Source organism: Streptomyces tropicalis (assembly GCF_029269835.1).
In the GTDB taxonomy this organism is placed as follows: domain Bacteria; phylum Actinomycetota; class Actinomycetes; order Streptomycetales; family Streptomycetaceae; genus Streptomyces; species Streptomyces tropicalis.
Genome location: NZ_JARJBB010000006.1, coordinates 153,818 through 180,038, shown reverse-complemented (window position 1 = coordinate 180,038; position 26,221 = coordinate 153,818). Strand labels below are relative to the sequence as shown.

The following is a 26,221-nucleotide window of genomic DNA, read 5'->3' as shown; positions in this document are numbered from 1 at the left end:
AGGGATGGGTGACCGGTGTCGACGCCGTTCTACGTCTCACCCCAGCAGGCCATGGCCGACCGGGCGGAGTACGCCCGCAAGGGCATCGCCCGCGGCCGCAGCCTGGTGGTGCTGCAGTATGCCGACGGCATCGTGTTCGTCGGTGAGAATCCGTCCCGTGCGCTGCACAAGTTCAGCGAGATCTACGACCGGATCGGTTTCGCGGCCGCCGGCAAGTACAACGAGTACGAGAATCTGCGCATCGGTGGCGTCCGCTACGCCGACCTGCGCGGTTACACCTACGACCGGGACGACGTGACCGCCCGGGGTCTGGCCAACGTCTATGCGCAGACGCTGGGCACGATCTTCTCCAGTGCCGCCGAGAAGCCGTACGAGGTGGAGCTGGTGGTGGCCGAGGTGGGGGAGACCCCTGAGGGCGACCAGATCTACCGGCTGCCGCACGACGGGTCGATCGTGGACGAGCACGGTTCGGTCGCGGTGGGTGGCAATGCGGAGCAGATCAGCAGTTATCTGGACCAGCGTCACCGGGACGGGATGACGCTGGCGGAGGCGCTGAAGCTGGCGGTGCAGGCGCTGTCGCGGGACACCAACGGCAGCGAGCGGGAGATTCCCGCCGAGCGCCTGGAGGTGGCGGTCCTGGACCGTACGCGTCCGCAGAAGCGGAAGTTCAAGCGGATCGTCAGGAGGCGGCTGGCGCGGCTGCTGGAGGGTGACGATACGGCCGGTGCCGGGGAGGCGGAGGGCTCCGAGGAGGATCAGGGATCCGAGGAGGAGTAGGGCCGTCCTGGCGGTGGTTGTCCGGGCCCCGGTCGCTGGTGCGGCCGGGGCTCTGCCGTGTCCGTGCGGCGTCCCGGGGCGTGTCCGGCGGCCGGCTGGGGTCAGCCGGTGGCGGGGGGTGGGGCGGTGGAGCCGCGGACCACGAGGTGGACGGGGATGTCGCCGCTGTCGGGGGTGCGTCCGTCGAGGACGGCGAGGAGGGCGTGCATGCCGCGTTCGCCGAAGGTCTCGGCGTCGAGGCGCACGGTCGTCAGTTCGGGGTCGAGGGCGGTGGCGAGGGCGAGGTCGTCGAGTCCGGTGACGGAGACGTCGTCGGGGACGCGCAGGCCGAGGCGGCGCAGGGCCTTGTAGGCGCCGGCGGCGAGTTTGTCGTCGTCGCAGACGAGGGCGGTGGGGCGGGGGCCGGGGCGGCCGAGGGCGGTTTCGGCGGCGGCGTGGGCGTCCTCGATGGTGAGGGGGGCGCTGGTGGTGGTGAGGGTGGTGTCGGGGCGGCTGCCGATGCGGGTGGCGAGTTCCTGTGCGCGGATCCGGAAGGTCCAGGAGGGCACGTCGGCGGCGAGGTGCAGGAAGTGCCGGTGGCCGAGGCCGAGGAGGTGGTCGCAGACCTGGCGGACGCCGTCGGTGATGTCGAGGTTGACGGTGGCGGCGCCGAGGCTGCCGTCGGGGTCGCTGTCGAGCATGACGAGGGGCAGGCGGTCGCCGCGGAGGGCGGTGAGGGCGTCGGCGGCCATGGAGGAGGCGATGACGCCGTCGAGGGCGGCGCGGGCGGAGGCGAAGGGGTTCCTGGCGGGGCCGACGCCTTCGGGGGAGGGGTAGAGGACGACGCCGAAGCCGTGTTCGGCGGCGATGCGGGCGGCGCCGGTGTAGACGCCGGCGAAGAATTCGGTGGTGAGGGCGGGGACGACGAGGAGGACGGTGCGGGTGTGGCCGAGGCGGAGGTTGCGGGCGGCGAGGTTGGGGCGGTAGCCGAGGTCGTCGGCGGCGCGCCGGACGCGTTCGGCGGTGGTGGTGGAGACGCGGCCGCGCCATTTGTCGCCGAGGACGAGGGAGACGGCGGCCTGGGAGACGCCGGCGGCCCGGGCGACGTCGCGGCTCGTGGGGCGGGAGTTGCCGGGTGCCACCGGGGGCGTGCTCCTTCGTGTGGACGGGCGGACAGCGCTCATGGTACGTATGACAACGGACGTTATACGTAACACTTGAGGCTGTGGAAGGGCCTCGGGCGAGCTGCTGGAGGGCGGGGCGATGGCCGCGGGGTATCTGGAGGTCCTCAGGGCGCGGCATGCCGCCCGGCTGCTGGCGGGCACGCTGGTGGGGCGGCTGCCCAACGCGACGGCGGCCATCGCGGTGGTGCTGTTCGTGCGCGCGGAGGGGGGCACGTACAGCCTGGCGGGTGCGCTGGCGGCGGTGTACGGCGTGGCGAACGCGGCGGGGCAGCCGGTGCTGGGCCGTCTGGTGGACCTGTACGGGCAGCCGCGGGTGCAGTTGCCGGCGGCGGTCGTGTCGGGTCTGGCGATGGCGGTGTTCGCGCTGACGGGGACCGGGTCGCCGGTGGTGGCGTGGTCGGCGGTGGCGGTGTCGGGTGTGTTCACTCCGCCGCTGGAGGGCGGTCTGCGGGCGCTGTGGCCGAGTGTGCTGGGCCGGGGGGAGCGGGTGCACACGGCGTATGCGATGGACGCGGTGGCCCAGGAAGTCATGTTCACCGTGGGCCCGTTGCTGGTGACGGCGTGCGCGTGGCTGTGGTCGGCACGGGCGGCGCTCGTGGTGCTGCAGGCGGTGGGGGTGCTCGGGGCGCTGTCGGTGGTGGTGTCGGCGCCTTCGCGGGCGTGGCGTTCGGAGCCGCGTGCGGCGCACTGGCTGGGGGCGCTGCGTTCGCCGGGGCTGCTGGCCCTGCTGGGTGCGTTCCTGTTCGTGGGGGTGGCGCTGGGGTCCATCACGGTGGCCGCGGTGTCGTATGCGGACGGCCATGGGGGTGATGCGGTGTACGGCTGGCTGATGGGCGGGCTGGGGCTCGGGGCGCTGGTGGGCGGTGCGGTGTACGGGGCGCGGCGGTGGCGGGGTGCGCCGGAGCGGCGACTGCGGGTGCTGGTCGCTCTGCTGGCGGTGTGTTATCTGCCGCTGATGCTGATGCCGGGGGTGGTGGCGATGGTGCTGCTGTCGGTGGTGTCGGGGGTGTTCCTGGCGCCGTGCATCGCGTGTGCGTTCATCATCGTGGACCGGCATGCGCCGCGGGGGACGGTGACGGAGGCGTTCTCGTGGCTGGTGACGACGTTCACGGTGGGTGCGTCGGTGGGGACGGGGGCGGCGGGTCCGGTGGTGCAGGAGGGTGGTGCGCTGTGGGGTTTCGCGGTGCCGGGGGCGGCGGGGGCGGTGTCGTTGCTGGTTCTTGTGGCGACGGGTCGGGTCCTTGCGGCTCCTTCTGCGCGGGCGGTCGTTGCGGCTTCATCGGAAAATGATCCAAATCGTGCCGTCGAACCCCGTTTCAGCTCGGGGGATCGGGCGTAATGTTCAGTCATGGACCGCCGCATTTTCGGGCTGGAGAACGAGTACGGCGTCACGTGCACGTTCAGGGGACAGCGCCGCCTGTCGCCTGACGAGGTGGCGCGGTACCTCTTCCGCCGTGTCGTGTCATGGGGCCGCAGCAGCAATGTGTTTCTGCGCAACGGCGCCCGGCTCTATCTCGACGTGGGGTCACATCCGGAATACGCGACACCCGAATGTGACAACGTGACCGAACTGGTCACCCACGACAAGGCCGGCGAGCGCATTCTCGAGGGACTGCTGGTGGACGCGGAGCGACGCCTGCACGAGGAGGGAATCGCGGGCGATGTCTACCTTTTCAAGAACAACACCGATTCCGCGGGCAACTCGTACGGTTGTCACGAGAACTATCTGGTGGCGCGGCACGGGGAGTTCTCCCGGCTCGCGGACATCCTGATTCCCTTCCTGGTGACCCGGCAGCTGCTGTGCGGGGCGGGGAAGGTGCTGCAGACGCCGCGCGGTGCGGTGTACTGCGTGAGCCAGCGGGCGGAGCACATCTGGGAGGGTGTGTCGTCGGCGACGACCCGTTCGCGGCCGATCATCAACACGCGGGACGAGCCGCATGCGGACGCGGAGCGCTATCGTCGGCTGCATGTGATCGTCGGCGACTCGAACATGTCCGAGACGACGATGCTGCTGAAGGTCGGTGCCACGGATCTGGTGCTGCGCATGATCGAGGCGGGCACGGTGATGCGGGACCTGACGCTGGAGAACCCGATCCGGGCGATCCGCGAGGTGAGTCACGACATCACGGGCCGCCGGAAGGTGCGTCTGGCCAGCGGCCGGGAGGCCTCGGCGCTGGAGGTGCAGCGGGAGTACTACGAGAAGGCGGTGGACTTCTGCGATCGCCGGGGCATCCGGACGGGCACGGTGGCGCAGGTTCTGGAGCTGTGGGGCCGCACGCTGGACGCGATCGAGAGCGAGGACCTCGACCGTATCGGGACCGAGATCGACTGGGTGATGAAGTACCAGCTCATCGAGCGGTACCGGGCGAAGCACAACATGACGATGTCGCATCCGCGGGTCGCTCAGATAGACCTCGCCTACCACGACATCCACCGGCGTCGTGGGCTGTACTACCTGCTGGAGAAGAAGGGCCAGGCCGCGCGGATCTGCAATGACTTGAAGATCTTCGAGGGCAAGTCGGTGCCGCCGCAGACGACTCGGGCGCGGTTGCGGGGCGACTTCATCCGGCGGGCGCAGGAGCAGCGGCGGGACTTCACCGTCGACTGGGTCCATCTGAAGCTGAACGACCAGGCGCAGCGGACGGTGCTGTGCAAGGATCCGTTCCGCTCGGTGGACGACCGGGTGGAGAAGCTGATCGCCGGCATGTAGGGGGCGAGGGCGGGGGCGGTGGTCCGCCGCCCCGTCCCCGTTCCGTCGTCCGCACGGGGGTTCACTCGTGCGGGGGGTGTCGCGGAACGCCACACGGGCGCCGTACGTTTCGCGTACGGCGCCCTTCTCACGTCGTAGAGTTGCGCGCACGCCCTACAAGATCGACGGATTTCGAGGCCCCCACCGTGCGCCGACGTTCACTGCTCCTCACCGTCCCCGCGGGACTGGTCACTCTGGCCGCCTGCGGCAACGACAAGGCGGGTTCCGGGAAGGCCGGCGTCAGCGCGTCTCCGTCCGCGCCGGCCTCCTCCGCCGCTCCGTCGCCGAAGATCGTCTCGGGGCCGCTGCCGGCGATCACGGCCGGTACGCGGTTCGGGGAGAAGCCGACGGTCGCGAAGGGCAGCGGTGATCCGTCGAAGGATCTGGCGGTCAAGACGGTCGTCGCGGGCAGTGGCCGTCCCGTCGCGGAGAACGACTACGTCCAGGTGAACTACCTGGGTCAGGTGTGGGCGACGGGCAAGGTCTTCGACAACTCCTACGATCGGAAGGCGCCGCTGCTGATCCAGCTGGCGCCGGGCACGATCATCGACGGCTGGCGGTATGCGCTGCCGGGAAAGAAGACGGGCAGCCGGGTCGAGTTCTCGGTGCCGCCCACCTGGGGCTACGGCGCGCAGGGCAATCCGCAGGCGGGTATCAAGGGCACCGACACGCTGGTGTTCGTGGTCGACGTGATCGACACGTTCAACGCGAAGAGCTCCGCGAAGGGCAAGGTCGCCCCGCAGGCGGGCACGGCGCTGCCGAAGGTGGGCACCAACACCGACGGCGCGGCCCCGTCGATCGACGTCCCGAAGTCCGCGGCGCCGAAGAAGCTGGTGGCGGAGTACGTCATCGAGGGCGACGGGCCGGTGGTCGCCGCGGACAACACGGTGCTGGTGCAGTACAAGGGCGTGCTGTGGGACACGGGCAAGGAGTTCGACTCGACGTACCGCAGGGATGCGCTGACGTCGTTCTCGCTGCAGCAGGTCGTCAAGGGCTGGGCCCAGGGGCTGACGGGGAAGAAGGTCGGCAGCCGGGTGCTGATCGTGATTCCGCCGGCGCTGGGGTACGGCGACAAGCCGCCGCAGGGAAGCGGTATCGGCAAGGACTCCACGCTGGTGTTCTCGGTGGACATCCTCGCGAAGATGTGACGCGCCGTCGTCCGGTGTCCCGGCGCGGTGGGACGGGTCCGGGGGTGTAAGACTGTGCGGGTTGCCCCGTTGTAGATGAGCAGGAGCCAAAAGACGTGAGCATCGACAAGCCCGAGATCGACTTCCCGGGCGGCGAGCCCCCGGCGGACCTCGAGGTCAAGGACATCTGGGAGGGCGACGGTCCGGTGGCCAAGGCGGGCGACACCGTCTCGGTCCACTACGTGGGCGTGGCCTTCTCGACCGGTGAGGAGTTCGACGCGTCCTGGAACCGTGGCACGCCGCTGCAGTTCCAGCTCGGTGCCGGCCAGGTCATCGCCGGCTGGGACCGGGGTGTGCAGGGCATGAAGGTCGGCGGCCGGCGTCAGCTGACCATTCCGGCGCACCTCGCCTACGGCGACCGTGGTGCCGGTGGCGGCCGTATCGCGCCCGGTGAGACGCTGATCTTCGTGTGCGACCTGGTCGCGGTCTGATCGTCGCGCGCGGTCCGGCCGGGGGGCCGGGGTGCGCGGGCGGGGCGTGCCGTCCGGCACGCTGACGACCTGGTACCGCCTCCGACCGGACCCGATCACCTGGGGCCCATGCCTGTTCGGGCATGGGCTCTCGGCTTTTGCCGGTGCCTGTCGGGGCGGTACGGTCGACGATCGTAAGCACCATAGGGAAGGCGAAGGGCGTCGATGGCCATTGCCAAGGCCGAGCGGCTGATGAACCTGGCGCTGTGTCTGCTCGGGACGCGGCGGCCGCTCAGCAAGCGCGAGCTGCGTGAGTGCATCGAGGCCTACATGGAGACCTTCGGGCCGGACCGTGGCGGACCGGGCGACGACTCGTTCAACCGCATGTTCGAGCGGGACAAGGACGATCTGCGCGAGCTGGGCCTGGTCATCGAGACGGTGGAGAACCTGGACGGCGAGGTCGGCTATCTGGCCCGCCGGGACAGCAACCGGCTGCCCCCGATCACCCTCGACGCCGAGGAGGCCGCGGCGCTCGGTCTGGCCGCGAAGGTGTGGCAGCAGGCGCGGCTGGCCGGTGCGGCCAGTGGGGCGCTGCAGAAGCTGCGGGCGGCGGGGCTGCCGGAGGACGTCGACCCGTACGAGGCGCACGGTGCTCTGGAGCCGCGCATTCCGGTGCACGAGGCGGCGTTCGAGCCGCTGATGCTGGCCTGCCGGGACCGGCGTCCGGTCGTCTTCGACTACCGCAAGGCGACGGCGGCGCAGCCCGCGGCGCGGCATGTGGAGCCGTGGGCGCTGGAGTGCTGGCGGGGCCACTGGTACCTGGCCGGCTGGGACCGGGACCGCGGTGCGGAGCGGGTGTTCCGGCTGTCGCGGATCACGGGCCGGGTGCGGACCCGGGGTTCGGGTTTCACCGTGCCGGTGCCCGATGTCGTCACCGTCCGTGAGACGGTCGCGGGCTGGGCCGGGGAGATCGCGGACCGTTCGGCGCGGATCCGGCTGCGCAAGGGCGCCGGGTACCCGCTGCGTGCGAAGGCGACCGCGGTGCGGGAACTCGGTGACGGCTGGGACGAGTTGGACATTCCATACGGTCATGGGCTGGACGCCTGGCTGGTGGAGTTCGGTCCGGACGTGGTGGTCCTGGAGCCCGCGGAGCTGCGGGCCGACGTGGTGGACCGGCTGCGTGCCGTGGCCAAGGGCTGAGGGGGAGCGGAAGAGCACGTGGCAGGAAAACCGGTCAGGCCCACGAACGCCATCGACCAGACGCGGCGGATGCTGTCGCTGGTGACGTATCTCCGTGAGCGCCCCGGCGCCCGGATCGAGGACGTCGCGCGCGCGTTCGGCATCACCGAGGACGAGCTGGTCTCGGATCTGGACGTGCTGCCGATGTGCGGCACCAGCTTCCGCGGCGGCGACCTCCTCGACATCGACACCGACGGCGAGCGCATCTGGTGGCACAACCCCGCCGCGCTCGGTGCGGACGCGGCGGAGCCGCTGCGGCTGGCCGCGGACGAGGCGACCGCCCTGCTGGTGGCGGCGCGTGCCGTGGCGACGCTGCCCGGTCTGCGGGAGAGCGACCGGCAGGCGCTGCTGCGGGCGACGGCGAAGGTGGAGACCGCGGCCGGTGAGGCGGCGGGTGCCAGTGCGCGGCTCTCGGTGACCTTCGAGTCCGAGGGCGGGGTCTTCGCCGACGTCGACCGGGCCATCTCGGAGCGCCGCCGGCTGTGGATCCGCTACTACTCGCCGGCCCGGGACGAGGTCACCGAGCGCGAGATCGACCCGATCCGGCTGGTCAGCGTGGGCCACACCTATGTGGAGGCCTGGTGCCGCCGCTCGGAGGCGCGCCGCACCTTCCGGCTCGACCGGGTCGCGGAGATCAGGATCCTCGACGAGCCGGCCGCGCCGCCCGAGGTCGAGATGCGCGACCTGTCCCAGGCGCTGGTGCAGCCGGGCGCCGAGGACCCGGAGGTCGTCGTGGAGGTGGGGCCCGGCGGCCGCTGGGTCGCCGAGTACTACCCGCACGACAGCGCCGATGAGCTTCCCGACGGCGGGCTGCGTATCACCCTGCGCACCCCGGACCCGGCGTCGCTGCGGCGGCTGGCGCTGCGGCTGGGCGGGGACGGCCGGATCGTCGCGCCGTCGGACCTGGCCGACAGTGCCCGGCGGGCGGCGTGCGAGGCGCTGGCGGCGTACGACGGCGCCGAGGCCGGCGCGCCGGGCGCGGCGCCGCGGGGCGGGGGCCCGGTCCACGGCCGTGCGGACGGGCGGTTCGACAGGCAGGAGCAGGGGCTGTGAGCGACTCGGCGGCGTCCGGTGTCCGGGACATGTCGGTGGGGGCGGCGTTCGCCGGGATGCGGAGTGTGTCCCCGGTGGTCTTCAGAGCCGGCTGCCCGGACTGCCGGGGCTGCTTCGAGCTCGCCGCGACTGCGCTGCGTCTGGCCATCGGCGCCAGCAGCCGCACCACGTTCTACTCCTTCACCTGCCCCGGCTGCGGGGTCCCGGTCCGCAAGCCGGCCGGTGAGCGGATCGTGGAGCTGCTGACCGGCGGCGGGGTGAGCACCCTGCGGCTGCACGCGCTGCCGGGCCGCGGCGAGCGCTGACGGCCCAGGCACTAGGCTCGCAGCATGTTCTGGCCGATGTTCGCGGTAGCCGCCGGTTTCCTGGGTCTCGCCGTCCTCGGTGTGCTCGCCGTACGGGTCTTCGTCGAGGCGCAGCGCCTCGGCCGTCAGGTCGCGGAGTCGGGGCGCCGCATCAGCCGGGCCGCCGAGGACCTGGAGCGGGCCTCCGCGAGCACCGCCCGGGCCGCCCGGTCGCTGTGACCGCCACGCCGGCCCGTTCCGTGGCGGGGTGAGTGGTGGGGGAGGGGTTCGCCCTGCCATGCTGTCGCCGTCGGCAGGTACGCTGCTGATCGCGGACCGTTGAACGAGGCTCGGACCGTACGGGAGGACGCACGGGGCTTGCCTCGCGTTCACCCCGGAGCGTTACGATCGCTGGCAGCACGGTCGCTCGGACATCAGCCCGACCGGTCGGACAGCATCCCACCCAGCCGCCTCGGTGAGAAGGTAAAAACTCATGATCGGAAGGCTCGGAGCTCCCGAGATCATTCTCATCCTCATCGTCGTCTTCCTGCTGTTCGGCGCGAAGAAGCTCCCGGACATGGCGCGGTCGCTCGGCAAGTCCGCTCGCATCCTGAAGAGCGAGGCCAAGGCGATGAAGGACGAGGGCAACGGTTCCACGCCGGCCGCCCAGCCGCAGCCGAAGGGGGACGAGCAGCCCCCGGCGCAGCGCACCATCCAGGCCGCCCCCGGTGACGTGACGAGTGCACGCCCGGTCAACGAGCCGACGGATTCCACCCAGCGCTGACCTGTGGCCGGATCCTCGGCCAGTTGCACGAGATGAGGACGTGGGTTGCTGAAGTCTGCCCGCAAGAAAGAGAAGGACCCCGAGGGACGGATGCCTCTCGCGGATCACCTGCGCGAGCTGCGCAACCGGCTCGCGAAGGGCATGCTCGCGATCGCGGTCGTCTCCGTGGTGGTCGCCTTCTACAGCCAGAACCTGATGTCCTTCCTCATGCACCCCGTCCCGCGCTGCACCAAGGGTCTGGGTGAGTCCACGGGAGGCAGCTGCGCTGTCATCGCGTACACGGACCTGCTGTCCCCCTTCACCACCACGGTGAAGGTGTGCTTCATGGCGGGCGTGATCATCTCCAGCCCGGTGTGGCTGTACCAGCTCTGGGCGTTTGTGGCGCCCGGCCTGCACAAGCACGAGCGGAAGTACACGTACTGGTTCGTGTCGGCGGCGGTGCCCCTGTTCCTCGCCGGTGCGTGGCTGGCCTACACGATCCTGCCGATCAGCATGCGCGTGCTGCTGGGCATCACGCCCACCGGCTCGGCGAACATCCTGCCGATGGACAAGGTGCTGGACTTCATCGTCCGGATGATCCTCATCTTCGGCGGTGCCTTCGAGCTGCCCCTGCTGCTGGTGATGCTCAACTTCGCGGGCATCGTGACCGGGCACCGGATGGCCGGCTGGTGGCGCGGTGTCGTGATGGGCGTCTTCGTCTTCGGCGCGGTGGCGACCCCCACCACGGACCCCTTCGGCATGATCGCGCTGGCCGCACCCATCGTGGTCCTGTACTTCATCGCCGTCGGCATCGCCATCCTGAACGACCGGCGCCGTGAGCGGGCGAATCCCGACGCCGAGCTGGACGACGACGAGGCCGCGCCCCTCGACCTCACGCCGGAACCCCTCGGCGAGGTGGAGCGTGTGCCCGCGGCGCGGGCCCTGCCGGAGCAGACGCGGGGCGGCGCCGACGGGCAGCCGCCGGCCAGGTACAACGGCTACGACGACGTGACCTGAGCACCGCCCCGGGGCGGTGGCACGTGCGAGGGGCCGGACGGTAGATCCGTCGGGCCCCGGCGTCGTCCGTGCCGGGGGCGCCGGAACCCGATAATGATCGTCCTGTTGTCAGTGCGGCCCGGTACGCTCGGGAGCACGATGACAGAGGACCTCTCACCGGCCGAGCGGTACGCGGCAGCACGCAGGCGCGCTGCCGAGCAGGCCACCGCGCTCGCGGGCTTCCGCGAGATGTACGACTTCGGCCTCGACCCCTTCCAGATCGAGGCCTGCCAGGCCCTCGAGGAGGGCAAGGGCGTACTGGTCGCCGCGCCCACCGGATCCGGCAAGACGATCGTGGGCGAGTTCGCCGTCCACCTCGCCCTCCTGCAGGGCCGCAAGTGCTTCTACACCACGCCCATCAAGGCGCTGTCGAACCAGAAGTACTCCGACCTGTGCCGCCGTTACGGAAGCGACAAGGTCGGCCTGCTCACCGGGGACAACAGCGTCAACTCCGACGCCCCGGTGGTCGTGATGACCACCGAGGTCCTGCGGAACATGCTGTACGCGGGCTCCCAGACCCTCCGCGGTCTCGGCCACGTGGTCATGGACGAGGTCCACTACCTCTCGGACCGCTTCCGCGGCGCCGTCTGGGAGGAAGTGATCATCCACCTCCCCGAGTCGGTGACGCTGGTGTCGCTGTCGGCGACCGTGTCCAACGCCGAGGAGTTCGGCGACTGGCTCGACACCGTCCGCGGCGACACCGAGGTGATCGTCTCCGAGCACCGGCCCGTGCCGCTGTTCCAGCACGTGCTCGCCGGGCGCCGGATGTACGACCTGTTCGAGGAGGGCGAGGGCCAGAGGAAGGCCGTCAACCCCGACCTGACCCGCATGGCCCGCATGGAGGCCAGCCGCCCGTCGTACGGCGACCGGCGGCGCGGGCGTGCCATGCGCGAGGCCGACCGCGAGCGCGAGCGCCGGCAGCGCTCCCGGGTGTGGACGCCCGGCCGGCCGGAGGTCATCGAGCGGCTCGACGCCGAGGGCCTGCTGCCCGCGATCACCTTCATCTTCAGCCGCGCCGCCTGCGAGGCCGCCGTCCAGCAGTGCCTGTACGCGGGCCTGCGGCTCAACGACGACGCGGCCCGGGAGAGGGTCCGCGCCCTCGTGGAGGAGCGCACCGCCTCCATCCCGCGGGAGGACCTGCACGTCCTCGGCTACTACGAGTGGCTGGAGGGCCTGGAGCGCGGCATCGCGGCCCACCACGCGGGCATGCTGCCGACGTTCAAGGAGGTCGTCGAGGAGCTGTTCGTCCGCGGCCTGGTCAAGGCCGTCTTCGCCACCGAGACGCTGGCCCTCGGCATCAACATGCCCGCCCGCTCCGTGGTCCTGGAGAAGCTCGTCAAGTGGAACGGCGAGCAGCACGCCGACATCACCCCCGGCGAGTACACGCAGCTGACCGGCCGGGCCGGCCGCCGCGGCATCGACGTCGAGGGCCACGCCGTGGTGCTGTGGCAGCGGGGGATGAACCCCGAGCACCTGGCGGGCCTCGCCGGCACCCGCACCTATCCGCTGCGCTCCAGCTTCCGGCCCTCGTACAACATGGCGGTCAACCTGGTCGAGCAGTTCGGCCGGCACCGCTCCCGCGAGCTGCTGGAGACGTCCTTCGCGCAGTTCCAAGCCGACAAGTCGGTCGTCGGCATCTCCCGGCAGGTGCAGCGCAACGAGGAGGGTCTCGAGGGCTACAAGGAGTCCATGACCTGCCACCTCGGCGACTTCGACGAGTACGCGCGGCTGCGCCGCGAACTGAAGGACCGGGAGACCGAGCTCGCCCGGCAGGGCGCCGCCCAGCGGCGCGCCGAGGCGGCCGTCGCCCTGGAGCGGCTCAAGCCCGGGGACGTCATCCACGTCCCCACCGGCAAGTACGCGGGCCTGGCCCTCGTCCTGGACCCGGGCCTGCCCGCCGGCCGTTCCAACGGCCACCGCGGCCTGGAGCACCACGACGGCCCCCGCCCGCTGGTGCTGACCGCCGAGCGCCAGGTCAAGCGCCTGGCCGGCATCGACTTCCCGGTGCCGGTCGAGCCGCTGGAGCGTATGCGGATCCCCAAGTCCTTCAACCCGCGTTCCCCGCAGTCCCGCAGGGACCTCGCGTCCGCGCTGCGCACCAAGGCCGGGCACATCCCCGCCGAGCGGCACCGCAAGCGGCGCTCCCAGGCGGCCGACGACCGCGAGATCGCCCGGCTGCGCACCGCCCTGCGCGCCCACCCCTGCCACGGCTGCAACGACCGGGAGGACCACGCCCGCTGGGCCGAGCGCTACCACCGGCTGATGCGGGACACCTCCCAGCTGGAGCGCCGCATCGAGGGCCGCACGAACACGATCGCGCGGACCTTCGACCGCATCGTCGCGCTCCTGACCGAGCTGGACTACCTGCGGGGCAACGAGGTCACCGAGCACGGCAAGCGGCTCGCCCGGCTCTACGGCGAGCTCGACCTGCTCGCCAGCGAGTGCCTGCGCGAGCGGGTGTGGGAGGGCCTCGCCCCCGCCGAGCTGGCGGCGTGCGTGTCGGCGCTGGTGTACGAGGCGCGTGCCGCGGACGACGCGATGGCGCCCAAGCTGCCCTCCGGGCGGGCGAAGGCGGCGCTCGGCGAGATGGTGCGGATCTGGGGCCGCCTGGACGCGCTGGAGGAGGACTTCCGCATCAACCAGACGGAGGGCGTCGGCCAGCGCGAGCCCGATCTCGGCTTCGCCTGGGCCGCGTACATGTGGGCCTCGGGCAAGGGGCTGGACGAGGTGCTGCGCGAGGCGGAGATGCCCGCCGGCGATTTCGTGCGCTGGTGCAAGCAGGTCATCGACGTCCTGGGCCAGATCGCCGCGGCGGCTCCCGTCGCGGAGGGCTCCACGGTCGCGAAGCAGGCCCGCAAGGCCGTCGACGCACTGCTGCGGGGCGTGGTCGCCTACTCGTCGGTGGGCTGACAGGGCCTGGTCCTGCCGGCGGCGTGCCGGCGGGCGGGGGAGGCCGGTCGGGCGGGAGACGTCCCGCCCGACCGGCCTTCCGGCGTCTTCGGGCCCCGGCGCGGGAGCCCCGTGGCCGGGCCCGGCGGGTCACGGCCCGGACCGGCACGGAATCCCGGATTCACCCGTGAAGGTGAGTAGTTCTCGCACGTCTGTGCGCGGTGACATTCCGTGTGCGAGGGGCAGCCGAGCGTGCAAAAGGGCCGAGGTTACTCCTGGGGCGCCTCTGGTTTCAGGCGGTTGCTGAATATGACTCGGCGATGATCCGGTCGGACTAGGCTCGCCCGCGGCGCAGCGAGTTGAGGTGTATTCGTGCGCTTGTTCCCGTATCTGCCGAAGATCCGACATTTCCATGACGTACCCCCCTGCAAGCTCCCCCGAACCCCAGCCGACCCGTCTCAGAGGGCTTACATGGTGAGTGTTCAATCGCCCCCCGGTGGCCGTGAACTTCCCTATCTGCGCGTCTTGTTGCTGCCCGCCATAGTGATGGCGGCGGTCACCGGAGCCGCCGTCGCCCTGGTGGCCGGCCCGGCCCGCCTCGCCGTCGGCTGCTGCGGCGCCGTCGCCACGCTGCTCGTGCTCGTCACCGCCGCCGAGGCGGTGCGCCGCGGGCGCACCGTCCAGGACCAGCGCGTCGAGCACGCCCGTGACCGCGCGCATCTGGAGCGGCGGCTCGCGGCCCACGACCAGGAGGTCCTCCGCCTCGGAACGGAGATCCTGCCCACCGCGGTCCAGTACCTGCGCTCCGGCAACTCCCCCCGCGAGGTCATGCTCGACGTGATCGACGACCACCCCGAGTGGCGCCGCATCCCCGAGTCGCAGCGCGCGGTGGTGCGCATGATCCTCGACATCGTCGACCAGGAGGAGGCCCAGCGCGACTCCACGGCCCGCTCCTTCGTCAGCATCGCCCGGCGCGTGCAGGCGATCGTGCACCAGCAGGCCAAGGAGCTGCGGGAGATGGAGGAGGACCACGGGCGCAGCCCCGAGGTCTTCGACGACCTGCTGCGCATCGACCACGGCACCGCCCTGATCGGCCGCCTCGCCGACTCCGTCTCCGTGCTCGGCGGCGGCCGCCCCGGACGCCAGTGGCCGAACCCGGTCACCCTCTACAGCGTGCTGCGCGGCGCCATGTCCCGGATCCTGGACTACCGCCGCATCGAGCTGCACTCCATCGCCAAGGTCAACATCAAGGGCACCCGCGTCGAGCCGGTCATCCACGCGGCGGCCGAACTCCTCGACAACGCCACCCGCTACTCGCCGCCGCAGACCAAGGTGCACGTCACCGCCGTCGAGGTGCAGACCGGCGTCGCCATCGAGATCGAGGACGGCGGCGTCAGCCTCAGCGAGGAGGCCCGCGCCCGCGTCGAGAACATGCTGGAGCGCGCCAAGGCCGGCATGGACCTCCAGGAGCTCGGCGAGAGCCCCCGCCTGGGCCTGGCCGTCGTCGGCCGCCTCTGCTCGGCGTACAACATGCAGGTCTCCCTGCGGGCCTCGGCGTACGGCGGTGTCCGCGCCGTGCTCATCGTGCCCAGCGACATGATGACCACCGAACCCGCACCCGGCCTCGCCCACGGCATCGGCGCCACCGCCATCCCCAAGCCGGCGGAGGGCGCCCTGGAGGGTCCCAAGCGCACCCCCAAGCGCCGCCGTCCCACCAGCCCCCGCATCCCCGCCCCGGTGTCCGTGGAGGACGACATCCCCGAGGTCACCGAGTGGACGCCCGGCGGTCTGCCGCAGCGCCGCAGCCGGGTCAGGACGCCGCTCAGCCAACGCATCGCCGAGCAGGTGGCCGCCGAACGCGCCGATCAGGAGGCACGGTCCGCCGCGTTCGCGCCCGCACCGGAGCCCGCGTCGAAGGAACCCGAGCCCGGGCTGTGGGTCGAGGCGTTCTGGGACGGCCTCAAGAAGGACAACCCCGGCCCGGACCCGACCGCGTTCACCCAGGACCCGACCGCCTTCACCCACCTGATCGAGCAGCCGGCCCGCGCCGAGGCCGACGACGAGGGGGACCTCACGTGATCCAGCAGCGAGCGAACTTCGACTGGATGCTCAAGGAGCTCCACGACGGCGTACCCGGCATCGAGATGATCGTGGTGCTGTCGGCCGACGGCCTGCGCATCGCACGCTACGGCGGCGACCCCGACGCCGCCGACCGCGTCGCGGCGGCCTGTGCGGGCCTGCAGAGCCTGGCGAGCGCCGTCGCCGTGGAGATCCCGGACAGCGACGGCCGGATGAAGCTGGTCATCATCGAGATCAACGGCGGCTACTTCTACCTCATGTCCGCGGGCGCCAACGCCTACCTCGCGGTGCTCGCCGACATCCGGACCGAACCCGGCCTCATGAGCAGCCGGATGCGGGACCTGGTGGTCCGCATCGGCGCCCATCTGACCAGTCCGCCCCGGCGCAACGGGCAGACCGTATGACTCCTCCGCGACGCAGGCGGCGCCTGCCCGAGCACGAACAGCCGCCGCCTCCGGCGGACGCCGGACGGCAGCGTGCGTCGAAGAACCCCGAGCGGCTGTACGTGGTCGCCGGCGCGGACGAGGACGGCGCCCGTGCCGCCCTGGACCTGGTCACCCTGATCGTGGCCCGGGCCGAACCGCCGCCGTCCGCACCGCCCGAGCAGGTCGCGGTCCTCCGGCTCTGCGCGGCCCCCCTGTCCGTGGCCGAGCTGTCGGCCTACCTCAATCTGCCGTTCAGCGCGATGACCGTCCTGCTCACCGAGCTGCTCACGGCCGAACTGGTCCAGGCGCGGGCGCCGATCGTGCGCCAGTCGATCCCCGACCGTTCCCTCCTCGAAGCGGTGATGCATGGACTTCAACGGCTCTGACACCATCCCCGGACCCCGGACCGAGGACCATCTGCCGCACACGGCCCAGGCCGCGGTGAAGATCGTCATCGTCGGCGGTTTCGGGGTCGGGAAGACCACGATGGTCGGCTCCGTCAGCGAGATCAGGCCGCTGACCACCGAGGAGACGATGACGCAGGCCGGCATCGGCGTCGACGACAACTACGGCTCCGAGTCCAAGACGGCCACCACCGTGGCGATGGACTTCGGCCGCATCAGCATCACGGACCAGCTGGTGCTGTACCTGTTCGGCACCCCCGGACAGCAGCGCTTCTGGTTCCTGTGGAACGGGCTCTTCGAGGGCGCGCTCGGCGCGGTCGTCCTCGTCGACACCCGGCGCCTGGAGGTCAGCTTCGACGTCATAGGGCGGCTGGAGGAACGCGGCGTCCCCTTCGTCGTCGCCGTCAACTCCTTCCCCGACGGGCCCCGTTACCCGCTGCCGGAGCTGCGTGCGGCGCTGGACCTGTCCGAGGAGATCCCGATCGTCGCGTGCGACGCCCGCCGCCGCGCCTCCAGCCGGGACGTGCTGATGACCCTGATGCGCTTCCTGCACTCGCTCGCCATGACCGGTTCGCTCACCTGACCCGGCCGCCGCGGGCCCCCGCGCCGGCCGCCGGGCCCCATGTCCGCGGCCGCGCCGGCTCCCCGCACCCCGCAACCACTTCAGTCCCGAAAGCGACCACTGTGACGCCTGAACCCCACTCCCTGACCGGACCGGACGACCTCGCCCTCGATCCGCCCCCCGGGTGCCCCGCGCACGGCACCGGGCCCGGAGGGCTGCACCGGTTGCACCTGGCGGAGGACCTGACGGCGCTGTACGACACCCTGCGCAAGCAGTACGGCCCCGTGGCACCGGCACTGCTCCACGACGACGTGCCGATGTGGGTGGTCCTCGGCCACGCCGAGAACCTGCACATGGTCCGCACGCCCTCCCAGTTCACCCGCGACAGCCGCATCTGGACCCCGCTCAGGGACGGCATGGTCAAACCCGACCACCCCCTCATGCCGCACATCGCCTGGCAGCCGATCTGCTCCCACGCCGAGGGCGACGAGCACAAGCGGCTGCGCGGCGCGGTCACCGGCGCCATGGCGACCATCGACCACCGCGGGCTGCGCCGCCACATCGGGCGCTGCACCCAGCGGCTCGTCAACCGGTTCTGCGAGGAGGGACGGGCCGATCTCGTCGACCAGTTCGCCGAGCATCTGCCGATGGCGGTGATGTGCCAGGTCCTCGGTATGCCGGAGGAGTACGACGACCGGATCGTCCAGGCCGCCCGGGACATGCTCAAGGGCACCGAGACCGCGATCGCGAGCAACCAGTACATCATGGACTGCCTGCTGCGCCTGGCCGCCCGGCGCCGGGCCCGGCCCGAGGACGACTTCACCAGCCACCTCGTCGGCCACCCGGCCCGCCTCACCGACGACGAGATCGGGCAGCACCTGCGGGTCGTGCTCATCGCCGCCTACGAGGCCACCGCCAACCTCCTCGCCAACGTGCTGCGCCGGGTGCTCACCGAGCCCGGCTTCCGCGCCCAGCTCAGCGGCGGGCAGATGACCGTGCCCGAGGCGGTCGAGCAGTCGCTGTGGGACGAGCCGCCCTTCAGCACCGTCTTCGGCTACTTCGCCAAGCAGGAGACCGAGCTGGGCGGGCAGCGGATCCGCCGCGGCGACGGACTGCTGTTCGGCATCGCACCGGGCAACGTCGACCCGCGGGTCCGGCCCGACCTGGCCGCCGACATGCGGGGCAACCGCTCCCACCTGGCCTTCGGCGGCGGCCCGCACGAGTGCCCCGGGCAGGACATCGGCCGCGCCATCGCCGACGTCGGCGTCGACGCGCTGCTGATGCGGCTGCCGGACATCCAGCTCGACTGCGACGAGGACGCGCTGCGCTGGACCGAGTCCATCGCCTCCCAGCACCTGGTGGAACTCCCGGTGCGGTTCACGCCGCGCTCGCCGCAGGCGGTCACCGCCAAGCCGAGCCCCGGCACCGCGGAGGTCCCGCAGCAGCGGACCCCGTGGGAGATCACCGGCGGCCCGACCGCTCCCGCCCCTGCGGCCGGGCCCGCGCCCGCGGCGTCCCGGCCCGCGGCCGCGGCCGAGGAAGCCGTGCCGGGCGGGCCGGTGACGGTGGGCGGTGCGGACGGCCCGGCTCGGCCGGAGGGAGCCTGGCGGCGCCTGCTGCGCTGGTGGCGCGGCTACTGACCGGCCGCCCAGGCGCCGGGCGAGGACCAGGCCCGCAGCGTCCGCCCGCTGCGGAACCGGTGCGCCCGCCCCGTGACCGGATCGGTGAACTCCAGCTCCCGCGCCAGCAGTTGCAGGGGGCGCCGGAAGTCGCCGGCCGGCACGGGGTCGGTCACCACCGGATACAGGGGATCGCCGAGAATCGGCACGCCGAGAGCGTTGAGGTGCACCCGCAACTGGTGCGTCTGGCCGGTGGCCGGGAGCAGCCGGTAGCGGGCGAGTCCGTCCGCGCGGTGCACGGCGGCCTCCACGCGGGTGACCGCGTTCGGCTCGCCCGGCACCTCCCGCGCGGCGAGCACGCCGCGCTCCTTCAGGATCCGGCTGGACACCGTGCGGGGCAGCGCCAGGCCCGGATCGTGCGGCGCCACCGCCTCGTACTCCTTGCGCACCGCCCGGTCCCGGAACAGCGTCTGGTACGCGCCGCGCTCCTCGGGCCGCACCGTGAACAGCACCAGCCCGGCCGTCAGCCGGTCCAGGCGGTGGGCCGCCGAGAGCGCGGGGATCCCGAGGTCCCGCCGCAGCCGCGCCAGGACGGTCTCGGTGACGTGGCCGCCGCGCGGGGTGGTGGCGAGGAAGTGCGGCTTGTCCGCGACGACGATGTGCTCGTCGCGGTGGACGACCTCGACCGGGAACGGCACCGGAACCTCGGCGGGCAGGTCCCGGTGGAACCAGACGAACATGCCCGGCCGGTACGGCGCGTCGGCACCCACCGCCCGCCCGTCGGCGCCGACGAACCGGCCCGCGCCGAACATCGCGTCGACCACCCCGGGGCCCGCGGCCGCGAGCCTCTCCACGAGGTGCTCCCGCACTGTGCTCCACGGCCCCTCGCCGGGCAGCCGGACGCGCACGGGGTCCACCCCGTCGCGCTGGGGGAGGGGCGGAGGCGGTGGCGGATTCCTGCGTCGCACCCGGTCAGCGTACGAGGCCACCGGCCCTGTACGCAGGTGTGCCCGTCCGCCGGCCGGTGCGCCCGTGCGCCGGTACGGGCCGTGCCGACGCACGGGCGGCCCGCGGGGCCGCCCGCCCGGAGGGGTCCGCCGTCCGGCTATCCGGCCGCGTAGAAGGTGATCAGTGTGGCGCCGCCGTCCCCGTCGACGACCCGGATCGCGGGCTCGGGGATGTCGTGGGTGGCGACGTCGATCTCGCGGGGCCGCTGCACCATGTGCCGCAGGACGACCGGGTAGCGCGCCGTGGCGCCGCCGACGGCGACCACGACGACCTCGTCGCGCGGGTCGTAGGACAGGTAGGAGAACGGCAGCCGCTCGGCCTCGTACTGGTGCCCGATCTCCGGGTCCAGGATCTCGATCGTCACGAGCTCGCCGGCGTGCTCCTCGGTCATCCGGTCCAGGGCCGCCTGCCAGGTGTCGCGGTCCAGCGTCTCGGTGTCGGCCATGGTGGTCCTCCTGCGCGGATGCGATGCCGTTGCGCCCCCGGTGACCGCGGGCCGCTCCCCTCGGCGCCGTCCCGTCCATCGTCCCCGCCGTTCCCGCCGCGCGCACACGGACGCGTGCGGCCGTCACGCGCCGGAGGGGCGGCGCCGTGACGGTGCCGCCCCTCCGTGGGGTCCTCCGGAGGGATCACGCGGCCGGTGCCGAGCCCTCCTGCTCCGCCTCGATGCGCGCGTTCCACTCCCGCTTCGACGACTGCCAGCCGTCCTCGTCGTGGCCGAGCCGCCAGTAGCCGGAGACCGACAGGTCCTCGCGCGGGACACCGAGCTCGACCCGCAGCAGGCGGCGCAGCTCCTTCACGAAGCCCGCCTCGCCGTGCACGAAGGCGTGCATCCGGCCCGCGGGGAACTCCAGCGCCCGCACGGCCCGGACCAGGGCCTCGCCGACCGGCCGGTCCCCGCGGTGCAGCCAGACCACGTCCACGCCGGAGTCGATCTTCTGCTCCTCCTCGGGGCCGGAGACCTCGACGAAGGCGTGGGCCGCGGCGCCCTGGGGCAGCGCCTCCAGGGCGCGGCCGATGGCGGGCAGGGCGCTCTCGTCACCGGCGAGCAGGTGCCAGTCGGCGGTCGCGTCGGGGGCGTAGGCGCCGCCGGGGCCGGAGAAGCGGACCGTTTCGCCGGGCCGTGCGCGCAGCGCCCAGGGGCCCGCGATGCCCTCGTCCCCGTGGACCACGAAGTCCAGCGTCAGCTCGCGGTGCGCGGGGTCCCAGGCGCGGACGGTGTAGGTCCGGGTGACCGGCCACTGCTCGCGCGGGAGCTCCTCGCGGATCCGCTGCAGGTCGAAGGGCTCCGGGTAGGCGGCTCCCGGGGCGGGGAAGAGCAGCTTGACGTAGTGGTCGGTGAAGGCGTCCGCGGAGAAGGCGGCCAGGCCCTCGCCGCCGAGGACCACGCGCTGCATGTGCGGGGTCAGGCGTTCGGTGCGGACGACCTGAGCCGCGTGCACCGGCCGTGGCCTGCGCGCCGGACGTTCTGACATGACGGCCTCCCTGATCCCCGTGCTTAGGCTTGCCTAAGTTAGCATCTTTCGCCGGGGAACACCTCTCCCGTGGGCGCCGCATGACCCCACGTCAGTGGAAGCCTCAGCTCCGCAGCGTGGTGAGGAGCCGCTCCAGGGAACCGCCCAGGCCCCAGCGGGCCGCCAGGTCCTCCAGCGCCGCCGGATCGCGCGGGGCGCGGGGGAGCGCCGTGTCGACGTCGGGCAGCGGGACGTCGGCGGCGACGCGCACCACCTTCGGCGCGACCGCGAGGTAGGGCCGGGACTCGTCGAGCCGCCTGCGCTGCGACGGCGTCAGCCCGGACGCCGGGTCGTCGACGGCCGCCAGGATGCCGGCCAGGTCGCCGAAGCGGTCCAGCAGCCGGGCCGCCGTCTTCTCGCCGATGCCGGGTACGCCGGGCAGACCGTCGCTGGGGTCGCCTCGCAGCAGGGCCAGGTCCGCGTACCCGCCGCCGCCGACGCCGTACTTCTCCCGCAGCACCTCCTCGTCGGTGGTCTGCAGGGTGCCGACGCCCTTCAGCGGGTACAGCACCCGGATCCCGCGGGCGTCGTCCACCAGCTGGTACAGGTCGCGGTCGCCGGTGACGATGTCGACCGGGCCGGCGGACCGGGCGGTGAAGGTGCCGATGACGTCGTCCGCCTCGTACCCCGCGACGCCGACACGCGCGACGCCGACGGCGTCGAGGACCGCCTCGATGACCGGGACCTGCGGGGAGAGCGTGTCGGGGACCTCCTCGGTGTCGGGGCCGCCGGGATGCTCCTCGGCCACCCGGTGGGCCTTGTACGAGGGGATCAGGTCCACCCGCCACTGCGGCCGCCAGTCCGCGTCCATGCAGGCCACCAGGTGGCCGGGTGCGTGGTCCCTGACCAGGCGGTCGATGAAGTCGAGCAGGCCGCGCACGGCGTTCACCGGGCTGCCGTCCGGGGCCCTGACCGACTCCGGGACGCCGAAGTAGGCGCGGAAGTACAGGGAGGCGGTGTCGAGGAGCATCAGTCGTCCGGTCACGTTCCGCATCATGCCGTACGGCACCGACAGCGTCCGCCGTGCGGCACCGACAGCGTCCGCCGTGCGGCACCGACAGCGTCCGCCGTGCGGCACCGGCGCCGACTGCCGACCGCCCCGGACGGTTCCCGGAAACGTATGTGAGGCGGGCCACCTTTGCGTTTGACCCCGGAGCGCCGGGGCAGGCGCGGCTCCGGAACGAAGGTGGTTGCGTCACTCAACTGTTAGCGGCCCTTACGTCCCGCCACCGGCCCCGAGACGAAGAGGTACGCGTGTCATCCAGGCTTGAGGCCGAGCATCTGTACAAGGTGTTCGGCAGACGACCGGACGCAGCAGTGGAGAGGCTCCGCGACGGAGTGGACCGTGAAGAGCTGCGCGCCGTCGGCGCGACGGCCGCGGTGATCGACGCCTCCTTCACCGTGGAGCCCGGCCAGATATTCGTCGTGATGGGCCTGTCCGGGTCCGGCAAGTCCACGCTCCTGCGCATGCTGAACGGGCTGCTGGAGCCGACCGCGGGCCGTGTCCGCTTCGACGGCGACGACCTGACCGGACTCAGCGACCGTGAGCTGCGCGGGGTCCGCTCCCACAAGATCAGCATGGTCTTCCAGCACTTCGCGCTGTTCCCGCACCGCAGCGTGCGCGAGAACGCCGCCTACGGCCTGGAGGTGCAGGGCGTGCCCCGCGCCGAGCGCGAACGCCGCGCCGACGAGGCGCTCGCCCTGTGCGGCCTGGACGGCTGGGAGAAGTCCTGGCCCGACGAGCTGTCCGGCGGCATGCAGCAGCGCGTCGGCCTGGCCCGCGCGCTCGCCACCGACGCCGACCTGCTGCTGATGGACGAGTCCTTCAGTGCCCTGGACCCGCTGATCCGCAGGGACATGCAGGACCAGCTGCTGTCGCTGCAGAAGACGCTGAAGAAGACCATCGTCTTCATCACCCACGACCTGAACGAGGCCATGCGCCTGGGCGACCGCATCGCCGTCATGCGCGACGGCCGCATCGTCCAGACCGGCTCCGCCGAGGACATCCTGCTGCGCCCCGCCAACGACTACGTCGCCTCCTTCATCCAGGACGTCGACCGCTCCCGGGTGCTGACCGCGGAGGCGGTCATGGACCGGGACGTGCGCGGCGACGAGGCCTCCTGCGACTGCGAGACCGCCGCGCCCGACACGCCGTTCACCGACCTGTGCGCGATCAGCGCCCGGGTCCCGCACCCGGTCGCCGTGGTCGGCGAGGACGGGGCGCTCGTCGGGGTCGTGCCCCGGCAGCGCCTGGTCGGGTTCCTCGGCGACGAGAAGGCCGGCCCGGGCACCTGCGACAGCCCCCGGGGCGAAGGCGACGAGAAGGTGATGGCCCATGCCTAGGATTCCGCTCGGCGACTGGGTCAACACCGCGGTCGACTGGCTGCTCGGCCACATGGCCTGGCTCTTCGACTTCCTGAAGGCCGTCTTCACCGGCGCCTACGACGGCATCAACGCGGTGCTGCAGGCCCCCGAACCGCTGCTGCTCGCGGGCATCTTCGCGGTGATCGCCTTCTGGCTGCGGGGTACCGTCGCCGGTGTCCTGACCTTCGTCGGCTTCGCGTTCATCGACTCCCTCGAACTGTGGAACGACGCGATGGTCACGCTGTCGCTCGTCCTCGTCGCCACGATCATCGCCCTGGTGGTCTCCGTGCCGGTGGGCATCTGGGCGGCGCGTTCCAGCAGGGTCAGTGCCCTGGTCCGGCCCGTGCTGGACTTCATGCAGACGCTGCCCGCGATGATCTACCTCATCCCGGCGATCCTGTTCTTCGGCACCGGCGCCTCCGCGGGCATCGTCGCCACGCTGATCTTCGCGCTGGCCCCGGGCGTGCGCATGACCGAGCTGGGCATCCGCCAGGTCGACGAGGAGCTGGTCGAGGCCGCGGCCGCGTTCGGCACCACGCCCCGCAACACCCTGCTCCGCGTCCAGCTGCCGCTGGCATTGCCCACCGTCATGGCGGGCGTCAACCAGGTGATCATGCTCGGCCTGTCCATGGCCGCGATCGCCGGCATGGTCGGCACCGGCGGCCTCGGCGGCGACGTCAACGAGGCCATCGGCCAGCTCAACGTCGGCCTCGGTTCCGAGGCCGGTGTCGCGATCGTGATCCTCGCGATCTACCTCGACCGGATGACCGGTGCGCTCGGCACCCAGGTGTCCCCGCTCGGCCGCCGCGCCGCCGCCAAGGCGCGCGCCGCTCAGGGCCTGAAGATCTGGTCCTACCGGCCCCGCCCGGCCGTCGCCGTGGTCGGCGTCGTGATCCTCGCCCTGGTGGCGGGCGGCATGGGCGTCTTCGCCGGCAACGGCGGCTCGACCGCCGTGGCCGACGCCGAGAACGTCGGCCACGGCAAGAAGATCTCCATCGGCTACATCCCCTGGGACGAGGGCGTCGCCTCCACGTTCCTGTGGAAGGAGATCCTCGAGCAGCGCGGCTACCAGGTCGACGCCAGGCAGTACGACGCGGGACCGCTGTACACCTCCCTCGCCCAGGGCAACGTCGACTTCGAGACCGACTCCTGGCTGCCGACCACGCACGCGCAGTACTGGAAGAAGTACGGCAAGCAGCTCGACGACCTGGGCTCCTGGTACGGGCAGACGTCCCTGGAGCTGTCGGTGCCGTCGTACATGAAGGGCATCGACTCGCTCGACGACCTCAAGGGCAAGTCGGGCACCTTCGGCGGGAAGATCACCGGCATCGAGTCCAGCGCCGGAGAGATGGCCATGCTCAAGAGCAAGGTCCTCAAGGACTACGGCCTGGACAAGGAGTACAAGGTCGTCGACAGCTCCACGCCGGCGATGCTGGCCGAGCTGAAGCGGGCCTACAGCAAGAAGGAACCCATCGTCGTCACGCTCTGGTCCCCGCACTGGGCGTACAACGACTACCGGCTGAAGAAGCTCAAGGACCCGAAGGGCGCCTGGGGCAAGGGCGACGGCGTGCACACGCTGGCCCGCAAGGGCTTCACGGGCGACAACCCGGTCGTCGGCAAGTGGCTGAAGAACTTCAAGCTGGGCGAGAAGCAGCTCACCAGCCTCGAGGCCGAGATCAACAAGGCGGGCAAGGGCAAGCAGCAGGACGCCGTGCGCGCCTGGCTGAAGCGCAACCCGGGCGTCGTCGACAAGCTGGCCCCCGTCCCCGGCGGCTCCGGCGCCAAGCCCGCGGAGGCCAAGCGCCCCGTGAACGTCGCCTGGTTCCCCTGGGACGAGGACGTCGCCGTCACCTACCTGTGGAAGAACGTCCTGCAGCGGCGCGGCTACCAGCTGAACCTGAAGCAGATGGACGTGGGCCCGGTCTACACCGGCCTGGCCGGCGGTGACATCGACCTCAACTTCGACGCCTGGCTGCCCTACGCCCAGAAGAACTACTGGGACAAGAGCAAGGACCGGCTCAAGGACCTCGGCACCTGGTACCCGACGACCTCTCTGGAGATCGCCGTGCCGTCCTACGTCAAGGGCGTCACGTCGCTGGAGGACCTCAAGGGCAAGTCCGGCACCTTCGGCGGGAAGATCGTCGGCATCGAGCCGGGCACCGGCGAGATGAACCTGCTCAAGAGCAAGGTCCTGCCCGGCTACGGCCTGGACAAGGAGTACAAGGTCGTCGACGGCTCCACGCCGGCGATGCTGGCCGAACTCAAGCGGGACTACGCGCAGAAGAAGCCGGTCGCGGTCGTGCTGTGGTCCCCGCACTGGGCCTACAACCGCTACGACCTCACCAAGCTGAAGGACGACAAGAAGCTCTTCGGCGAGGGCAACACGATCCGCACCATCTCGAACGAGAAGTTCCCCGGGCAGTACCCGCAGCTCACCAAGTGGATCAAGAACTTCCGGATGAGTGAGAGCGAGCTGGGCAGCCTCGAGAGCGAGATCAACCAGCGCGGCCAGGGCCACGAGCAGGACGCCGTCGCCGCCTGGGTGAAGCAGCACCCGGACGTCGTGCAGCGCATGACCCCGCAGTAGCCGCCGTCCCGCACACCGCCCGAGGGGCGGGTCCCGCCACGCATACCTGACCGCGTGGCCGGGGCCCGCCCCTCGGGCCGTCCGCGCGC

The 26,221-nt window shown here is 71.8% G+C and carries 24 protein-coding genes; 19 read left to right on the top strand and 5 right to left on the bottom strand.

Annotation, left to right across the window (positions count from 1 at the left end):
• Positions 1 to 15: 15 nt before the first annotated feature.
• Positions 16 to 777, top strand: coding sequence for a proteasome subunit alpha (gene prcA / locus P3H78_RS14645; RefSeq protein ID WP_276109395.1), 762 nt, complete (start codon positions 16 to 18; stop codon positions 775 to 777).
• Positions 778 to 878: 101 nt separating this feature from the next.
• Here prcA and P3H78_RS14640 read toward each other — a convergent pair whose 3' ends face one another.
• Positions 879 to 1,898, bottom strand: coding sequence for a LacI family DNA-binding transcriptional regulator (locus P3H78_RS14640; protein ID WP_276109394.1), 1,020 nt, complete (start codon positions 1,896 to 1,898; stop codon positions 879 to 881).
• 121 nt (positions 1,899 to 2,019) lie between these two features.
• Between P3H78_RS14640 and P3H78_RS14635 the strand changes: the two genes are divergently transcribed.
• The 16 genes from P3H78_RS14635 to P3H78_RS14560 all read left to right on the top strand — a co-directional run bounded on the left by P3H78_RS14635 (position 2,020) and on the right by P3H78_RS14560 (position 18,680).
• Complete coding sequence (locus P3H78_RS14635) at positions 2,020 to 3,279, top strand: MFS transporter (protein WP_276109393.1); 1,260 nt, start codon at positions 2,020 to 2,022, stop codon at positions 3,277 to 3,279.
• Between the two features lie 9 nt (positions 3,280 to 3,288).
• Positions 3,289 to 4,650, top strand: a complete 1,362-nt coding sequence (gene pafA / locus P3H78_RS14630) for a Pup--protein ligase (protein WP_276109392.1) — start codon at positions 3,289 to 3,291, stop codon at positions 4,648 to 4,650.
• A 185-nt stretch (positions 4,651 to 4,835) separates the two neighbouring features.
• Positions 4,836 to 5,837 (top strand): FKBP-type peptidyl-prolyl cis-trans isomerase, encoded by a 1,002-nt coding sequence (locus P3H78_RS14625; RefSeq protein WP_276109391.1) that lies wholly within the window; start codon positions 4,836 to 4,838, stop codon positions 5,835 to 5,837.
• A gap of 95 nt (positions 5,838 to 5,932) precedes the next feature.
• Positions 5,933 to 6,307: an FKBP-type peptidyl-prolyl cis-trans isomerase gene (locus tag P3H78_RS14620; protein WP_276109390.1), complete on the top strand. Its 375-nt coding sequence runs from the start codon at positions 5,933 to 5,935 to the stop codon at positions 6,305 to 6,307.
• 204 nt (positions 6,308 to 6,511) lie between these two features.
• The gene (locus tag P3H78_RS14615) at positions 6,512 to 7,486 is read left to right on the top strand and encodes a helix-turn-helix transcriptional regulator (RefSeq protein WP_276109389.1); all 975 of its coding nucleotides are present in this window, start codon (positions 6,512 to 6,514) and stop codon (positions 7,484 to 7,486) included.
• Positions 7,487 to 7,504: 18 nt separating this feature from the next.
• On the top strand, positions 7,505 to 8,578 hold the full coding sequence (locus P3H78_RS14610; protein WP_276109388.1) for a helix-turn-helix transcriptional regulator: 1,074 nt from the start codon (positions 7,505 to 7,507) through the stop codon (positions 8,576 to 8,578).
• On the top strand, positions 8,575 to 8,883 hold the full coding sequence (locus tag P3H78_RS14605) for a hypothetical protein (RefSeq protein WP_276109387.1): 309 nt from the start codon (positions 8,575 to 8,577) through the stop codon (positions 8,881 to 8,883). Before P3H78_RS14610 ends, P3H78_RS14605 begins: the two co-directional genes overlap by 4 nt.
• Positions 8,884 to 8,907: 24 nt before the next feature.
• Positions 8,908 to 9,102: a hypothetical protein gene (locus P3H78_RS14600; protein WP_276109386.1), complete on the top strand. Its 195-nt coding sequence runs from the start codon at positions 8,908 to 8,910 to the stop codon at positions 9,100 to 9,102.
• Between the two features lie 253 nt (positions 9,103 to 9,355).
• The gene (gene tatA / locus P3H78_RS14595) at positions 9,356 to 9,646 is read left to right on the top strand and encodes a Sec-independent protein translocase subunit TatA (RefSeq protein ID WP_276109385.1); all 291 of its coding nucleotides are present in this window, start codon (positions 9,356 to 9,358) and stop codon (positions 9,644 to 9,646) included.
• A 90-nt stretch (positions 9,647 to 9,736) separates the two neighbouring features.
• Positions 9,737 to 10,642 carry a twin-arginine translocase subunit TatC gene (gene tatC / locus P3H78_RS14590; RefSeq protein WP_276109384.1) on the top strand — a complete coding sequence of 302 codons (906 nt, stop codon included), beginning with the start codon at positions 9,737 to 9,739 and terminating at the stop codon, positions 10,640 to 10,642.
• 93 nt (positions 10,643 to 10,735) lie between these two features.
• Positions 10,736 to 13,591, top strand: a complete 2,856-nt coding sequence (locus tag P3H78_RS14585) for a DEAD/DEAH box helicase (RefSeq protein ID WP_276109383.1) — start codon at positions 10,736 to 10,738, stop codon at positions 13,589 to 13,591.
• A 450-nt stretch (positions 13,592 to 14,041) separates the two neighbouring features.
• The gene (locus P3H78_RS14580) at positions 14,042 to 15,649 is read left to right on the top strand and encodes a sensor histidine kinase (RefSeq protein ID WP_276109382.1); all 1,608 of its coding nucleotides are present in this window, start codon (positions 14,042 to 14,044) and stop codon (positions 15,647 to 15,649) included.
• The gene (locus tag P3H78_RS14575) at positions 15,646 to 16,053 is read left to right on the top strand and encodes a roadblock/LC7 domain-containing protein (RefSeq protein ID WP_276109381.1); all 408 of its coding nucleotides are present in this window, start codon (positions 15,646 to 15,648) and stop codon (positions 16,051 to 16,053) included. The genes P3H78_RS14580 and P3H78_RS14575 overlap by 4 nt, the downstream gene beginning before the upstream one ends.
• A complete protein-coding gene (locus P3H78_RS14570) occupies positions 16,050 to 16,460 on the top strand; it encodes a DUF742 domain-containing protein (protein WP_276109380.1) in 411 nt (136 codons plus the stop codon). Before P3H78_RS14575 ends, P3H78_RS14570 begins: the two co-directional genes overlap by 4 nt.
• Positions 16,441 to 17,061 carry a GTP-binding protein gene (locus P3H78_RS14565; protein ID WP_276109379.1) on the top strand — a complete coding sequence of 207 codons (621 nt, stop codon included), beginning with the start codon at positions 16,441 to 16,443 and terminating at the stop codon, positions 17,059 to 17,061. Before P3H78_RS14570 ends, P3H78_RS14565 begins: the two co-directional genes overlap by 20 nt.
• Positions 17,062 to 17,162: 101 nt before the next feature.
• The gene (locus tag P3H78_RS14560; RefSeq protein ID WP_276109378.1) at positions 17,163 to 18,680 is read left to right on the top strand and encodes a cytochrome P450; all 1,518 of its coding nucleotides are present in this window, start codon (positions 17,163 to 17,165) and stop codon (positions 18,678 to 18,680) included.
• On the opposite strand, the gene P3H78_RS14555 is transcribed toward P3H78_RS14560, so the two are convergent.
• The 4 genes from P3H78_RS14555 to P3H78_RS14540 form a co-directional block, all read right to left on the bottom strand.
• A complete protein-coding gene (locus P3H78_RS14555) occupies positions 18,674 to 19,627 on the bottom strand; it encodes a pseudouridine synthase (RefSeq protein ID WP_276109377.1) in 954 nt (317 codons plus the stop codon). The genes P3H78_RS14560 and P3H78_RS14555 overlap by 7 nt on opposite strands.
• A 137-nt stretch (positions 19,628 to 19,764) precedes the next feature.
• Positions 19,765 to 20,112, bottom strand: coding sequence for a DUF5335 family protein (locus tag P3H78_RS14550; protein ID WP_276109376.1), 348 nt, complete (start codon positions 20,110 to 20,112; stop codon positions 19,765 to 19,767).
• A 184-nt stretch (positions 20,113 to 20,296) separates the two neighbouring features.
• On the bottom strand, positions 20,297 to 21,142 hold the full coding sequence (locus P3H78_RS14545; protein ID WP_276109375.1) for a siderophore-interacting protein: 846 nt from the start codon (positions 21,140 to 21,142) through the stop codon (positions 20,297 to 20,299).
• Positions 21,143 to 21,245: 103 nt separating this feature from the next.
• Positions 21,246 to 22,175 carry a 5'-3' exonuclease gene (locus tag P3H78_RS14540; RefSeq protein ID WP_276109581.1) on the bottom strand — a complete coding sequence of 310 codons (930 nt, stop codon included), beginning with the start codon at positions 22,173 to 22,175 and terminating at the stop codon, positions 21,246 to 21,248.
• 260 nt (positions 22,176 to 22,435) lie between these two features.
• On the opposite strand from P3H78_RS14540, the gene P3H78_RS14535 reads away from it, so the two are divergent.
• On the top strand, positions 22,436 to 23,524 hold the full coding sequence (locus P3H78_RS14535) for a quaternary amine ABC transporter ATP-binding protein (RefSeq protein ID WP_276109374.1): 1,089 nt from the start codon (positions 22,436 to 22,438) through the stop codon (positions 23,522 to 23,524).
• Entirely contained in the window at positions 23,517 to 26,132 is a 2,616-nt protein-coding gene (locus tag P3H78_RS14530) for an ABC transporter permease/substrate binding protein (protein ID WP_276109373.1), read from the top strand. Before P3H78_RS14535 ends, P3H78_RS14530 begins: the two co-directional genes overlap by 8 nt.
• Positions 26,133 to 26,221 lie beyond the last annotated feature (89 nt).

Excerpts from the sequence above, each read along its gene's own strand:
- P3H78_RS14615 (WP_276109389.1), top strand. The coding sequence starts at position 6,512 with ATGGCCATTGCCAAGGCCGAGCGGCTGATGAACCTGGCGCTGTGTCTG.
- P3H78_RS14600 (WP_276109386.1), top strand. The coding sequence starts at position 8,908 with ATGTTCTGGCCGATGTTCGCGGTAGCCGCCGGTTTCCTGGGTCTCGCC.
- P3H78_RS14585 (WP_276109383.1), top strand. The coding sequence starts at position 10,736 with ATGATCGTCCTGTTGTCAGTGCGGCCCGGTACGCTCGGGAGCACGATG.
- pafA (WP_276109392.1), top strand. The coding sequence starts at position 3,289 with ATGGACCGCCGCATTTTCGGGCTGGAGAACGAGTACGGCGTCACGTGC.
- tatA (WP_276109385.1), top strand. The coding sequence starts at position 9,356 with ATGATCGGAAGGCTCGGAGCTCCCGAGATCATTCTCATCCTCATCGTC.
- P3H78_RS14635 (WP_276109393.1), top strand. The coding sequence starts at position 2,020 with ATGGCCGCGGGGTATCTGGAGGTCCTCAGGGCGCGGCATGCCGCCCGG.
- P3H78_RS14545 (WP_276109375.1), bottom strand. The coding sequence starts at position 21,142 with ATGTCAGAACGTCCGGCGCGCAGGCCACGGCCGGTGCACGCGGCTCAG.
- P3H78_RS14540 (WP_276109581.1), bottom strand. The coding sequence starts at position 22,175 with ATGCGGAACGTGACCGGACGACTGATGCTCCTCGACACCGCCTCCCTG.
- P3H78_RS14550 (WP_276109376.1), bottom strand. The coding sequence starts at position 20,112 with ATGGCCGACACCGAGACGCTGGACCGCGACACCTGGCAGGCGGCCCTG.
- P3H78_RS14565 (WP_276109379.1), top strand. The coding sequence starts at position 16,441 with ATGGACTTCAACGGCTCTGACACCATCCCCGGACCCCGGACCGAGGAC.
- tatC (WP_276109384.1), top strand. The coding sequence starts at position 9,737 with ATGCCTCTCGCGGATCACCTGCGCGAGCTGCGCAACCGGCTCGCGAAG.
- P3H78_RS14570 (WP_276109380.1), top strand. The coding sequence starts at position 16,050 with ATGACTCCTCCGCGACGCAGGCGGCGCCTGCCCGAGCACGAACAGCCG.
- P3H78_RS14530 (WP_276109373.1), top strand. The coding sequence starts at position 23,517 with ATGCCTAGGATTCCGCTCGGCGACTGGGTCAACACCGCGGTCGACTGG.
- P3H78_RS14580 (WP_276109382.1), top strand. The coding sequence starts at position 14,042 with ATGGTGAGTGTTCAATCGCCCCCCGGTGGCCGTGAACTTCCCTATCTG.